This is a genomic window from Mannheimia granulomatis (assembly GCF_013377255.1).
Classification (GTDB): Bacteria; Pseudomonadota; Gammaproteobacteria; order Enterobacterales; family Pasteurellaceae; genus Mannheimia; species Mannheimia granulomatis.
This window is the reverse complement of record NZ_CP016614.1, coordinates 1-12500: the sequence shown is the minus strand read 5'-3', so window position 1 is coordinate 12500 and position 12500 is coordinate 1. Positions and strand designations below refer to the sequence as shown.

General features: G+C 42.7%; 9 protein-coding genes, 3 tRNA genes, 3 rRNA genes and 1 pseudogene (1 of these 16 running past the window's edge). 9 read left to right on the top strand and 7 right to left on the bottom strand.

The annotated features are described in order from the left end of the window. From A6B41_RS00080 to xerD, 7 genes are all read left to right on the top strand, one after another. Window positions 1-1036: ribosomal RNA gene (locus A6B41_RS00080) — 23S ribosomal RNA — on the top strand (it extends 1866 nt beyond the left edge of the window). A gap of 181 nt (window positions 1037-1217) precedes the next feature. Next, window positions 1218-1333: ribosomal RNA gene (rrf, locus tag A6B41_RS00075) — 5S ribosomal RNA — on the top strand. A 54-nt stretch (window positions 1334-1387) separates the two neighbouring features. Next, window positions 1388-1503, top strand: a 5S ribosomal RNA gene (gene rrf / locus A6B41_RS00070). A gap of 10 nt (window positions 1504-1513) precedes the next feature. Continuing rightward, window positions 1514-1590: transfer RNA gene (locus tag A6B41_RS00065), tRNA-Asp, on the top strand. A gap of 57 nt (window positions 1591-1647) precedes the next feature. Then, window positions 1648-1723, top strand: a tRNA-Trp gene (locus tag A6B41_RS00060). A 27-nt stretch (window positions 1724-1750) separates the two neighbouring features. Beyond that, window positions 1751-1827 (top strand) — tRNA-Asp (locus tag A6B41_RS00055). 108 nt (window positions 1828-1935) lie between these two features. Further along, on the top strand, window positions 1936-2829 hold the full coding sequence (xerD, locus tag A6B41_RS00050) for a site-specific tyrosine recombinase XerD (protein WP_027073963.1): 894 nt from the start codon (window positions 1936-1938) through the stop codon (window positions 2827-2829). Here the strand turns inward: xerD and tilS are convergent. Further along, window positions 2826-4085 (bottom strand): tRNA lysidine(34) synthetase TilS, encoded by a 1260-nt coding sequence (gene tilS, locus A6B41_RS00045; RefSeq protein ID WP_027073962.1) that lies wholly within the window; start codon window positions 4083-4085, stop codon window positions 2826-2828. The two genes, xerD and tilS, sit on opposite strands and share 4 nt — an antisense overlap. 1 nt (window position 4086) lies before the next feature. Beyond that, a complete protein-coding gene (gene mnmE, locus A6B41_RS00040; RefSeq protein ID WP_027073961.1) occupies window positions 4087-5445 on the bottom strand; it encodes a tRNA uridine-5-carboxymethylaminomethyl(34) synthesis GTPase MnmE in 1359 nt (452 codons plus the stop codon). 186 nt (window positions 5446-5631) lie between these two features. Here mnmE and A6B41_RS00035 point away from each other — a divergent pair, with 186 nt between their 5' ends. Next, on the top strand, window positions 5632-6696 hold the full coding sequence (locus A6B41_RS00035; RefSeq protein WP_027073960.1) for an MFS transporter: 1065 nt from the start codon (window positions 5632-5634) through the stop codon (window positions 6694-6696). Window positions 6697-6770: 74 nt separating this feature from the next. Here A6B41_RS00035 and A6B41_RS00030 read toward each other — a convergent pair whose 3' ends face one another. The 4 genes from A6B41_RS00030 to A6B41_RS00015 all read right to left on the bottom strand — a co-directional run bounded on the left by A6B41_RS00030 (window position 6771) and on the right by A6B41_RS00015 (window position 9622). Continuing rightward, window positions 6771-7289, bottom strand: coding sequence for a protein disulfide oxidoreductase (locus tag A6B41_RS00030; RefSeq protein WP_027073959.1), 519 nt, complete (start codon window positions 7287-7289; stop codon window positions 6771-6773). Window positions 7290-7362: 73 nt separating this feature from the next. Beyond that, window positions 7363-7992 carry an FKBP-type peptidyl-prolyl cis-trans isomerase gene (locus A6B41_RS00025; RefSeq protein WP_027073958.1) on the bottom strand — a complete coding sequence of 210 codons (630 nt, stop codon included), beginning with the start codon at window positions 7990-7992 and terminating at the stop codon, window positions 7363-7365. Window positions 7993-8230: 238 nt separating this feature from the next. Then, window positions 8231-8896 carry a helix-hairpin-helix domain-containing protein gene (locus A6B41_RS00020; protein WP_027073957.1) on the bottom strand — a complete coding sequence of 222 codons (666 nt, stop codon included), beginning with the start codon at window positions 8894-8896 and terminating at the stop codon, window positions 8231-8233. A gap of 159 nt (window positions 8897-9055) precedes the next feature. Then, window positions 9056-9622 carry a DUF5358 domain-containing protein gene (locus tag A6B41_RS00015; RefSeq protein ID WP_027073956.1) on the bottom strand — a complete coding sequence of 189 codons (567 nt, stop codon included), beginning with the start codon at window positions 9620-9622 and terminating at the stop codon, window positions 9056-9058. Window positions 9623-9782: 160 nt separating this feature from the next. On the opposite strand from A6B41_RS00015, the pseudogene mutS reads away from it, so the two are divergent. Then, window positions 9783-12381: pseudogene (gene mutS, locus A6B41_RS00010) on the top strand (DNA mismatch repair protein MutS). Window positions 12382-12425: 44 nt separating this feature from the next. On the opposite strand, the gene A6B41_RS11280 reads toward mutS, so the two are convergent. After that, on the bottom strand, window positions 12426-12497 hold the full coding sequence (locus A6B41_RS11280; protein ID WP_418887737.1) for a surface lipoprotein assembly modifier: 72 nt from the start codon (window positions 12495-12497) through the stop codon (window positions 12426-12428). Between the last annotated feature and the right edge of the window lie 3 nt (window positions 12498-12500).

The window sequence follows — 12500 nt, the reverse complement described above, 5'->3', positions numbered from 1 at the left end:
TATCGAAAGAGAAGCTCCTGATCGAAGCCCCAGTAAACGGCGGCCGTAACTATAACGGTCCTAAGGTAGCGAAATTCCTTGTCGGGTAAGTTCCGACCTGCACGAATGGCATAATGATGGCCAGGCTGTCTCCACCCGAGACTCAGTGAAATTGAAATCGCCGTGAAGATGCGGTGTACCCGCGGCTAGACGGAAAGACCCCGTGAACCTTTACTATAGCTTGACACTGAACATTGAATTTTGATGTGTAGGATAGGTGGGAGCCTTTGAAGCATGAACGCTAGTTTGTGTGGAGGCGTCCTTGAAATACCACCCTTTAACGTTTGATGTTCTAACGAGGCGCCCTAATCGGGTGTTCGGACAGTGTCTGGTGGGTAGTTTGACTGGGGCGGTCTCCTCCCAAAGAGTAACGGAGGAGCACGAAGGTTTGCTAATCACGGTCGGACATCGTGAGGTTAGTGCAATGGTATAAGCAAGCTTAACTGCGAGACAGACAAGTCGAGCAGGTGCGAAAGCAGGTCATAGTGATCCGGTGGTTCTGAATGGAAGGGCCATCGCTCAACGGATAAAAGGTACTCCGGGGATAACAGGCTGATACCGCCCAAGAGTTCATATCGACGGCGGTGTTTGGCACCTCGATGTCGGCTCATCACATCCTGGGGCTGAAGTAGGTCCCAAGGGTATGGCTGTTCGCCATTTAAAGTGGTACGCGAGCTGGGTTTAGAACGTCGTGAGACAGTTCGGTCCCTATCTGCCGTGGGCGTTGGAGAATTGAGAGGGGCTGCTCCTAGTACGAGAGGACCGGAGTGGACGCACCCCTGGTGTTCCGGTTGTGTCGCCAGACGCATTGCCGGGTAGCTAAGTGCGGAAGAGATAAGTGCTGAAAGCATCTAAGCACGAAACTTGCCTTGAGATGAGTTCTCCCCGACTATAAGTTGGTAAGGGTTGTTTAAGACTAAGACGTAGATAGGTAGGGTGTGTAAGCGGTGTGAGCCGTTGAGCTAACCTATACTAATTGCCCGAGAGGCTTAACTATACAACGCTCAAGTGTTTTTGACAGAAAGCGAAGAAACTAAACAAAAGAAACTAAACAAATCAACTCAGAATAAACAGCTTGTTTCGAATTAAAGGCAAAAGCCGAAGAAAGTAAAGAACAAACAAAACAATTTAGAAAGACAAAAGTAAAGACGAAGAAAGTCTGAATCATCGAAGATTTTCCTGATGTCGATAGTGCTGTGGTGCCACCTGAATCCATACCGAACTCAGAAGTGAAACGCAGTGACGCCGATGGTAGTGTGTGGATTCCGCATGTGAGAGTAGGGCAACATCAGGCTTTATTTACTTAGCCTATTTGATGAGTAGGCTAACTAAATAATAAAAGAATTTTCTTAGCAACAATAGTGCTGTGGCTCCACCTGACTCCATTCCGAACTCAGAAGTGAAACGCAGTAACGCCGATGGTAGTGTGGGGCTTCCCCATGTGAGAGTAGGGCATTGCTAAGTCCTTATTCGCGGAGCGGTAGTTCAGCTGGTTAGAATACCTGCCTGTCACGCAGGGGGTCGCGGGTTCGAGTCCCGTCCGTTCCGCCACTTATTAATAAGCGAGTTTTCACTCGCTTTAGTGCTAGATAAATATAGAAAAATTTTAGGGGCGTAGTTCAATTGGTAGAGCACCGGTCTCCAAAACCGGGTGTTGGGAGTTCGAGCCTCTCCGCCCCTGCCATTATTTTAGATAATCTCCATATATTGCGGAGCGGTAGTTCAGCTGGTTAGAATACCTGCCTGTCACGCAGGGGGTCGCGGGTTCGAGTCCCGTCCGTTCCGCCACTTATATTTCTTATGAGAACCGATTAGTACAAACTAATCGGTTTTTTTGTTTTTATAGCCCAAAGTTTGCTAAAATTTGCAAAATTTCTTTTAAATTTAACCGCTTGTATGGCTGAACTTGATCCTATTATTGAACAATTCCTTGATTCTCTATGGCAAGAGCATGGTTTGTCTGAAAATACCGTTGCTTCATATCGTTCGGATTTGGAACGTTTTTCTGACTATTTTACCCAACCTAAGGCTTTTCTGTCGGTAGATCATATTGATTTACAAGGCTTTCTTGGAGAGCGTTTAGAGCAAGGTTATAAAGCAACCAGTTCTGCTAGAATGTTGAGTTGTTTGAGAAAATTTTTCCGTTTTTTATATCTTGAAAGTTATCGTACAGATGATCCCACGCTTACCTTAATATCACCGAAAAAAGCTGCGCATTTGCCGAAATCATTGAGTGAGGAGCAGGTGATGGATTTATTGGATTGTCCGAATACTTTAGACCCTATTGAGTTGCGTGATAAAGCGATGTTAGAGCTACTCTATGCGACAGGTTTGCGTGTAACGGAATTAGTTTCGCTTTCAACAGATAATCTTAGTTTAAAGCAAGGTGTGGTTCGGATCATCGGTAAAGGGGATAAAGAACGTCTTGTTCCACTGGGTGAAGAGGCTAATTATTGGATACAGGAGTTTTTCCAATATGCTCGCCCTATATTACTGAACAATCAGCAGTCGGATGTTGTGTTTCCAAGCAGACGAGGGCAGCAGATGACAAGACAAACCTTTTGGCACCGTATTAAATATTACGCCAGCCTGGCAGGTATTGATGGTGATAAACTTTCGCCGCATATTCTACGTCATGCTTTTGCTACGCATTTAGTGAATCACGGAGCGGATTTGCGTGTGGTGCAAATGTTATTAGGACATAGTGATTTATCAACCACCCAAATTTACACTCAGGTAGCAAAAGCCCGTTTGAAATCGATCCACAAAGCCTTTCATCCGAGAGGTTAGGAAAGGCAGGTGATCAATTCATCTTGCCAGAAAATAAGCGGTGTGCGATCTCGCTCCCAAGCAGGTACACCGTAAGCTTGCCAAATTTTCTTCATCTCTTCCCGATGGGGGTTGCCGTAGCATTTTACTTTACCTTGTTGTCCGATAATGAGAGAAAGGGAGGAATCGGCAAGCTCAATCGGTAATAACAAGCGGTTGTTTTTTCCGTTTTTTTTGCAGATTATCTCTTGATTATGGCGAATAATTTTGCCGAGCTGATAGGGCAATTCCACCTCTGTTTCTGTACTCAATACCATTTCAAAAGGTGGGATAGCTTTTAATTCTTCGGTAATAAAAATCGCCTGTTGATAACGTCTAAGCACTTTGTCACCCATTTTAAATTGCGGGTTTTTATCGGCTTTTGCAAAAATTAGCTCAAAAATAACCGCTTGTAATTGGGCTTTGCTCGGCATTGGCACACCGCATTTTTCTAACCATAAACGCACAAGTTGCTGCTGTTTAGCGAGTGAAAAATCGGCAAAACCAACGATGGATAACTGCTGTTTTTCTCCCATTCTTTGCTGGAGTTCATCGCTTAACAGTTCTTCAATCAAGGCTTGTTGTTCACTGCAATGTTGAGCTGAACGAACCACCATTTCGTTAAAATGTTGCCAACGTTGATTGAGCTTAGGCAGAATTTCATTTCGCAAAAAATTGCGGTCGAAACGGCTATCGGCATTGCTTTCATCTTCAATCCACCTAAGTTTATGTTGGGCGGCATATTCGGCTAATTCTGCTTTGCTGAAGTTTAATAGCGGTCGAAAAACGGTAAAATTTTGCAAAAAACTGACCGCCTGCATTGCAGATAAGCCTTTAATGCCGCTGCCTCGTTTAAGGGCAAGCAGAAAGGTTTCCGCTTGGTCATCTAAGTGGTGAGCGGTAGCAATCACTTCATTTTCGTTTAAATGTTGCTTAAAGGCTTGATAGCGTGCGGTTCTTGCACCGTTTTCAATGCCATTTGATTTATCCACGTCGACTTTTTGCAAAATAAAAGGAATATTTAACCGCTTGCAGTATTGTGCACAAAACTCTGCCCAATGATCAGCGTTCGGGCTTAATCCGTGGTGGATATAAATTGCTCGAACTTTAAAGCTGGTACGAGAGAAAAGGTGAAGAAGTGCTACGGAATCCATTCCACCACTTAGGCCTACCAGAAAACAGTTTGTATTCGGCAGGTACGTTTGGCATTGTGTTTGGAAGTGGTGGAATAGACTCATCTTATTTACCAATGCAGAAAGAACTGAAGATGTTACCTAATAAATCATCTGAGGTGAATTGCCCTGTGATTTCACTTAACGCATTTTGCACCATTCGCAGCTCCTCTGCCAGCAATTCGCCGGCGAAGAATTGGGTAAGCTGAACGTGACCTCGCTCTAAGTGGGTCGCAGCAGTTTCTAATGCTTGTAGATGGCGTCGGCGAGCTAAGAATCCACCTTCCGTTGAGCTTTGGTAGCCCATCGATTTTTTAAGATGATCACGCAATAAATCAATGCCGACTTTGGTTTGAGCAGAAAGACGAATCATGGTGAAATCGTCCACCTGAATTAAGCCCTCCGACTCGCCGGATAAATCCACTTTATTGCGAATCACAGTTACGGGGATATTTTTCGGCAGTTTTTCTAAGAAATCCGCCCATTCGCTACGGAATTGATCCGCTTGTTGTTCGGTGCTATCAATCATTAGCAACACATGGTCTGCTTGGGCGATTTCATCCCATGCTCGTTTAATACCGATGCGTTCGACTTCATCGCCGGTATCACGCAGCCCAGCAGTATCAATAATATGCAACGGCATTCCGTCAATATGAATATGCTCACGCAGTACATCACGGGTGGTGCCGGCAATGTTGGTGACGATTGCCGCTTCCCGTCCGGCTAAGGCGTTGAGAAGGCTGGATTTTCCGGCATTTGGGCGACCGGCAATCACTACTTTCATTCCTTCACGCAGAATTGAGCCTTGCTTTGCTTCACGGCGAACGCCGTCTAATTGGTTGATAATTTCATTTAATTTACTCTCAATTTTACCGTCTGCTAAAAAGTCGATTTCCTCATCAGGGAAATCAATAGCAGCTTCCACATAGGTACGGAGGTAAATAACTGAATCTACAAGCTGATTGATCTTATTGGAAAACTCGCCTTGTAGTGATTTTAATGCTGAGCGTGCCGCTTGTTCGCTGGTGGCATCAATTAAATCGGCAATTGCTTCTGCTTGAGCGAGATCGAGCTTATCATTTAAAAAAGCTTGTTCGGAAAATTCACCTGCACGGGCAATGCGAATGCCATTAACTTGTAAAATTCGCTTTATCAGCAAATCTAAAATGACTTGACCACCGTGGCCTTGTAGCTCCAATACATCTTCGCCTGTAAAAGAGTTTGGTGCTTTAAAAAATAATGCAATGCCTTGGTCTAGCACGGTGCCGTCTTCATCTTTAAACGGTAAGTAATTTGCTAAGCGAGGCTGTAGTTTTTTACCTAATACTGCCTCGGCAACGGTTTCCGCTAATGGGCCGGAAACCCTTAAAATGCCAACGCCTCCGCGACCAATCGGTGTTGCTTGTGCAACAATGGTATCTTTCATTTTTTGTCCTTAAATTTAGTTTACAAGCGGTCATATTTTCAAAAAATTTTGCAAAAACTATGCCACTTTTGATAGCCGCTATGATACCGAAACCAAGCGAAAAGGTAAAACAAAAGGCGATTGCTCCTTTTTCGCTGAAAGAGTAGAATAGCCGCTCTTTATTTAAACAATTCAATCCTCAATTTCATGTCTTTAGAAAAACTGTTACTTCTTCGCCGCTTTATTTCCACCACCGCATTTTTTTCAATGCAGAGTGTTTTTTTCTTTTATTTGAAAGGAAAAGGGTTAGATAACGCTCAAATTGCTTTTTCGCTTTCGTTATTGCTGTTTTGTAATCAAGCATTGGCGATTCTTGCGGGTATTTGGGGTGATCGTTATGGTTTGGCGAAAATGATGTTGTTGGGTTGTTTGTTAGATGTTATCGCCTATATGCTGTTTTTGGCTGCCGATAATTACCTGATCTTGCTGATGGCAACCACCTGTTTTGGTTTGGGGAGTTGTTTATTCGGCACCAACGCCAGAGCTTGTTTGTTAGCTATTGCCGGCGATGAATATGCTGCCAAAACGCGATTACAGGGAAAATATCTGAAAGTGACAAGTATGTCTTCCATGCTTGCTCCGCTTATCATTATTCCGTTTATAAAATTTGAGATGATTGAAACGTTAATTTGGATCTGCTTTATTTTAGAAGCCGTTTTATTTGCTTTTATGATAAAGCCTTTCTCTTCGGTAGAGGGGGTAAGTGGCGGTGTGAAATTTCGTTTGGCTCAAATTAAGGAAATCATTACTAAAGATTTTTTGTTTGCTCATTTAATGCTATTCGTGCCGCTGAGTGTGGCATCGTCTTATTTTATTATTTTCCCTTATTTGTTTGATAAGGTACTAAATGCCCCTGAGCATTCGCCGATTGCTTTGTTTATCAACGGTGTTTTAACTGTGAGTTTGCAATCTTCTTTTTCTCGTAAGATTAATTTAACGAAAAAACAGTTAATTTGGGTTTCACCTTTGCTCGCTCTGGCCATTATTTTACCTTGGTTTATTGCGGTAGAAGCAGCAACCTTAACTGCTGCTTATATTTACACTGTTATTTTTACCGTGGTAGAAGTCTTTGCTTTAACCGCAATGGCGAATTTATTGGTGAAATTTGACAACGGCAAAAACCGCGGTTTTATTTTTGGTTCATCCCGTTTGATTCTATCCATTACCACGGTAATTACAATGAATTTAGTGCCGGTGATTTTCTTGGTATGATGATACAAGCGGTTGTTTTTTAGCGATTTTTTGCATTTATACTACCGAAGCAATTGATTTTTAAGACGGTTTTTTTATGGTAGTAGTCCTGAAATCCAAAGCCTCATTTTCAAACTTAAGTAGCTGGTATAGCCTGTAGTATAGTGGCGAATTTTACCGTCTTGGATAATTAAAATTGTCGGTGTGGCTTGAATACCCCAGCCTTGAGAAAATTCACTGTTCGGATCGTTAATAGTAGCAAATGTATAACTGTTTTCGTTTAGATAAGTTCTCACTGCGGTATCATCACCGGATTTAAGTGCTACTCCTAACACTTCAGTACCGTTTTCGGATAGCTTTTGGATATTGGGCGATACAAATTTGCAATAGCTGCACCAACTTCCCCAAAAATAGAGCAGCATTGGTTTGCCGCGACTTAATTGGGCAATAATGTTCGGCTGTTTGTGAATATCGTATAGTACTTTTTGCTCAAATTGTGGTGGTGCTGAGGGTGATCTGTACCAATCCGCCATAAAGCTGAGAATGATAAATAAACTGCCGTATAAAAAAATATTTTTGAGAAATCGGGTAATGAGTGATTTTTTCTGATTCATTAATAGTTTCGTTGTATTAAATGTCCAAAAGCCCTGTGAGTTGAATTCACAGGGCTTTATGATTTTTAGCCGATTATAGAATATCTAATAATTCTACTTCAAAAATTAAGGTTGCGAATGGTGGAATTGAAGCACCCGCACCACGCTCACCGTAAGCAAGCTCTTGTGGAATGGTTAAACGCCATTTTGAACCAACCGGCATTAATTGTAACGCTTCTGTCCAACCACGGATTACACCATTTACCGGGAATTCTGCCGGCTGACCACGTTTTGCTGAGCTGTCAAATACAGTACCGTCAATTAATGAACCTGTGTAGTGTACGCGCACGGTTGAAGTTGCAGTTGGTTTTTCACCGGTGCCTTCGGTTAAAATTTCATATTGTAAGCCGCTTTCGGTTACCACAACGCCTTTTGCTTTTTTGTTTTCTTCTAAGAATGCTTTGTTTTCCGCATCAATTGCTTTGAATGCTTCCGCTTGAGCGGCTTCTGCACGCTGACCCAATTCTTGTAATGCTGCGGTGACTTCGTTTAGGTCGATAGCAGGTTGGTTGTTGTTTAATACATCATAAATACCGCGTGCAACAGCTTCTGCGTTTACATCCATACCGCTGCCTAAAAGTTGCTGCCCGATTTGTAAGCCGATACCGTAACCGCCTTTTGCTTCTACTGAGTCTAATGCAACTGAATTGAAATCTAATGCCATTGTTTGTTCCTTTTTTGTGTAAATACGTTGAGTATTGAATGAATACTTTCCAGTTATGGGGGCAGATTTGTGAAATACAAGGTGGGGAATGATCAAGCGGTCATTTTTTTGCATAATTTTGCGAAACTATGGCATGAACCGGAAGAATTATGTGTAGGGGAGTGTTAACTCGCCCGATAACCAAAAGGCAAATTACCAAATAAATCAAAGGGCGGGTTTTAACCCGCCCCTACCATTTTTAGAATGTTAAATAAGGTGCAATTTTCTCAATAGTTGCATCGCCAACACCCGGAATATTGGCAAGTTCTGCCGCATTTTTAATTTTTCCGGCTTTTTTACGATATTCCACGATCGCTTTTGCTTTCACTTCGCCAATACCGGCTAATGACTGCAGTTGTTCTTCGCTTGCCGTATTGATATTTACTTTTTGTGATTTTTTTACTGTACCGGTTTTTTCTGCAACGGTTGCTTTTACCGAATTTGTTTTTTCAGTTACTGTTGTTTTGGCAGAATTTAAGGTTTCACGTGCGGTCGCTGCTTTTTCAGTAGTAGCCATTTTCGCTGAGTCCATTTTGGCTTTTACCGTTTCTTTTGCCGAGTCGGTTTTTGCTTTCATACTCTCTTTCGCTGCTTCTGTTTTTTCAGCGGCAGAATCTTTCATTGACTCAGCTTTGTTTTTTAGGCTCTCTTTTGTAGCAACGGCGTTCGCTTTAGCCTCATTAGCTTTTTCAGCTACAGTCGCTTTTACTGCAGCAGCCTTTTCAGAAGTGGCTGCTTTGGTTGCATTCATTTGTTCAGTTGCATTTGCTTTAAGTGTTGATAATGAGTTATTACTTTCTGCCAATGAAGTTGCTGAAACTGTCATTGCTACACCTAATGCTAATAATGTTTTTAATGCTTTCATTTAAAATCCTTAAAATAAAAAAGAGGGTAAATTATTGAAAAAAACTATATTTTAAGACTTTACCAATTTAATAAAGTTCATTGAATTTACAATTAACTGCGGACAAAAAAGCAAGCGGTTATTTTTACTAAAAAAATAACCGCTTGTATTGTTGATAGATTAGAGTAATAGTGCACTGCCCCATTTGATGATGTCGAAGAAGAATTTGTTATCATCGGTGGCTACTTTCTGGCCTGATGCTTTGCCTTCTTGAGCTTTTTCATCTTCAATCATTCCGCTTTGATATTGTCCTTTCACCACCGCTAAATCATTTTTTGCGTTAGCACGCAAGGTTGCACATTGTTTTTTCGGTAGTGCTTCAACCGTTTCATTGGTTTTCAGTTTTTTAAATAAATATTGAGCATAACCCATTGATTTTTCATCATTTTGGATAATTTTTACATACTGCTCACCAATGATCTCTTCAAGCGGATAGAAAAACACATATTGCGAGAAAATGTAAGAATCTTCTTTTGAAAAATGCTCTTGCTGAATTCGGGTTAAATTGGGGTAAATACATTGTTTCGCTTGTTCGCTTGCGATTACCCATTTTTTTGCATCGGCGTCTGCAAGCACATAATCGGCATTGGCAAATTCGCCCGGAAATGCGGTTTCTATTTTTGTTTCTTGGGTGGTGCAAGCCACCGTTAAAAAGCCGGTAGAAAGTAATAATAGTTTTCTTAACATGATTAAACCTTATTAGAAATAGTTTGCGTATTCTAGCAAAAAATTTAGGCATTACTAGTTTACCCGGTGGTAAATTTTCTGTGAAAAAACACCGCTTGTTTGTTCCATCTTATGAATCTGTTACACTAGCGGCAATGATTTCTAGCGGATTAACTGACTGATGACACAAGATTTTTCGACTCATACGCCAATGATGCAACAATATTTGCAACTTAAAGCTCAAAATGCGGACATTCTTCTTTTTTATCGAATGGGCGATTTTTACGAGCTTTTTTACGATGATGCAAAAAAGCAGCTGCGTTGTTGGATATTTCTTTAACCAAGCGTGGGCAGTCGGCGGGTGAGCCGATTCCAATGGCAGGTGTGCCGTACCATGCGGTTGAGGGATATTTAGCGAAATTGGTTGCATTGGGGGAATCGGTAGCAATTTGTGAGCAAGTTGGCGACCCTGCCACCTCCAAAGGTCCGGTTGAGCGGAAAGTCGTGAGAATTGTAACCCCCGGCACGGTCAGCGATGAGGCTCTTTTACCTGAACGTCAAGACAATTTAGTGGCGGCAATTTATGAAGAAAAAGGCGTGTTTGCGATTGCCACCCTTGATATGACTTCGGGCAGATTTTTAATTAGTGAATTAGCAACGAAAGAGGCGTTATCGGCGGAACTGCAACGTGTGCAGCCTGCGGAAATTTTGTACCCTGAAGATTTCTCGGCAGCCTCAATTTTGAACAATTACAAAGGCTTACGCCGCCGTCCGGTGTGGGAATTTGAGCTCGTGACTGCTATTCAGCTGTTAAACCGCCAATTCGGTACACAAAGCCTTGCCGGATTCGGAGTGGAAAAAGCCCTTGTTGCCCTTTGTGCTGCGGGCTGTGTGCTACATTACGCACAAGAAACACAACGCACCGCCTTGCCACATATTAATGCAATTCACCTTTCCCAACACAGCGATACGGTGCTGTTAGATGTTGCCACCCGTCGCAATTTAGAACTTACCCAAAATCTTGCCGGTGGTACGGAAAACACGCTTTCTGATGTGTTGGATAAATGCGTGACCCCAATGGGAAGTCGTTTATTGAAACGTTGGATTCATCAACCGATTCGCGATTGTGCAAATTGCAAGAAAGGCAGCAAACTATTGCTTCGCTCATTAAAAATCAGCGAATTGAGCTATTGCAGCCGTTATTACAACAAGTCGGCGATATGGAGCGAATCTTAGCTCGTGTCGCATTGCGTTCGGCACGTCCGCGAGATCTCACTCGTTTACGCACAGCGTTAGCTCAATTACCTGAAATTGCAAAAAATTCACAAAATTTAACCGCTAGTCTCGATAAATTATTGGCTCAAATTGCGGATTTTGGTGATCTACACGCTTTACTTGAGCGAGCAATTATTGACACGCCACCACAGTTGATTCGAGATGGTGGGGTGATTGCGGAAGGGTATAACGCTGAGTTGGACGAATGGCGACAGCTTTCAGACGGCGCCACGCAATATTTAGAGAATTTGGAAATTCGCGAGCGTGAAACCACCGGCATTGATACGCTGAAAATCGGTTTTAATGCGGTGCACGGCTACTATATTCAGATTTCCCAAGGGCAGGCTCACAAAGCCCCGATTCACTATGTTCGCCGTCAAACGCTTAAAAATGCCGAGCGGTATATTATTCCTGAGCTGAAAACCTATGAAGATAAGGTGCTGAAAGCCAAAGGGGCTTCGCTCGCACTTGAAAAACAGCTTTATGATGAGTTGTTTGATTTAATGATGCCGCGTTTGGGAGAATTACAGCTTGCCGCATTGGTGCTGTCAGAATTGGACGTACTGACTAATCTTGCTGAGCGAGCAGATAGCCTCAATTATGTTTGCCCGACTTTCAGCCCAACGCGTGGGGTGAATATTAAAGGCGGCAGACACCCAGTAGTTGAGCAGGTATTAAAAGATCCCTTTATTGCCAACCCGGTTTTCCTCAATGCTCAACGCCATTTGCTGATTGTTACCGGCCCGAATATGGGAGGTAAAAGTACCTATATGCGACAAATTGCCTTGATTACTTTAATGGCGTATATCGGCAGTTTTGTGCCGGCAGAGAGTGCGGAAATCGGCCCGATTGACCGTATTTTCACCCGGATTGGTGCAAGTGATGATCTTGCATCAGGGCGTTCGACTTTTATGGTGGAGATGACAGAAATGGCGAATATTCTTCACCAAGCAACCGACTATAGTCTCGTGCTAATTGATGAAATCGGGCGAGGGACTTCTACTTACGATGGCTTATCGCTTGCATGGGCGTGTGCGGAATGGTTAGCGAAGAAAACCCAATCTCTCACGCTTTTTGCCACTCACTATTTTGAATTAACCAGTCTTCCGAATCAGCTTAAAGGTGTGGCAAATGTGCATTTAGATGCAATGGAGCATAACGATACCATCGCCTTTATGCACACGGTGCAAGAGGGGGCGGCAAGCAAAAGTTATGGCTTGGCGGTAGCAGCGTTGGCGGGCGTGCCAAAACAGGTCATTCAACTTGCTAAGCAGCGCTTGGCTCATTTAGAGGAAATTTCTCAGCAAACCAGGCAAGCAAATGAACACCCACAGGCGGATTTACTTTTTACGCCTGATTTGCAAGAAATTGATGAAATTCCCCCGCTTGTAACGGCTGAAAGTGAGGTGGAAAAAGCCTTGAAATCCATTCAACCCGATGAGCTTACCCCAAAACAAGCATTGGATGAGCTGTATCGATTGAAGAAGTTGTTGGCAAATACATAAAAAACGCCCCATTTATAGGGGCGACTTTATTTGCAAGTAATAATTTAGAATGTATGAGAAAAATCAAGGTATATGCGATTTTTATCATAATTATTGAATGGGTGGTTGCTTTTCACTTT

What these genes read in the sequence shown, in the direction of transcription:
- xerD (WP_027073963.1), top strand. Translation starts at nt 1,936, where the DNA reads ATGGCTGAACTTGATCCTATTATTGAACAATTCCTTGATTCTCTATGG.
- A6B41_RS00030 (WP_027073959.1), bottom strand. Translation starts at nt 7,289, where the DNA reads ATGAATCAGAAAAAATCACTCATTACCCGATTTCTCAAAAATATTTTT.
- A6B41_RS00035 (WP_027073960.1), top strand. Translation starts at nt 5,632, where the DNA reads ATGTCTTTAGAAAAACTGTTACTTCTTCGCCGCTTTATTTCCACCACC.
- A6B41_RS00025 (WP_027073958.1), bottom strand. Translation starts at nt 7,992, where the DNA reads ATGGCATTAGATTTCAATTCAGTTGCATTAGACTCAGTAGAAGCAAAA.
- tilS (WP_027073962.1), bottom strand. Translation starts at nt 4,085, where the DNA reads ATGAGTCTATTCCACCACTTCCAAACACAATGCCAAACGTACCTGCCG.
- A6B41_RS00020 (WP_027073957.1), bottom strand. Translation starts at nt 8,896, where the DNA reads ATGAAAGCATTAAAAACATTATTAGCATTAGGTGTAGCAATGACAGTT.
- mnmE (WP_027073961.1), bottom strand. Translation starts at nt 5,445, where the DNA reads ATGAAAGATACCATTGTTGCACAAGCAACACCGATTGGTCGCGGAGGC.
- A6B41_RS00015 (WP_027073956.1), bottom strand. Translation starts at nt 9,622, where the DNA reads ATGTTAAGAAAACTATTATTACTTTCTACCGGCTTTTTAACGGTGGCT.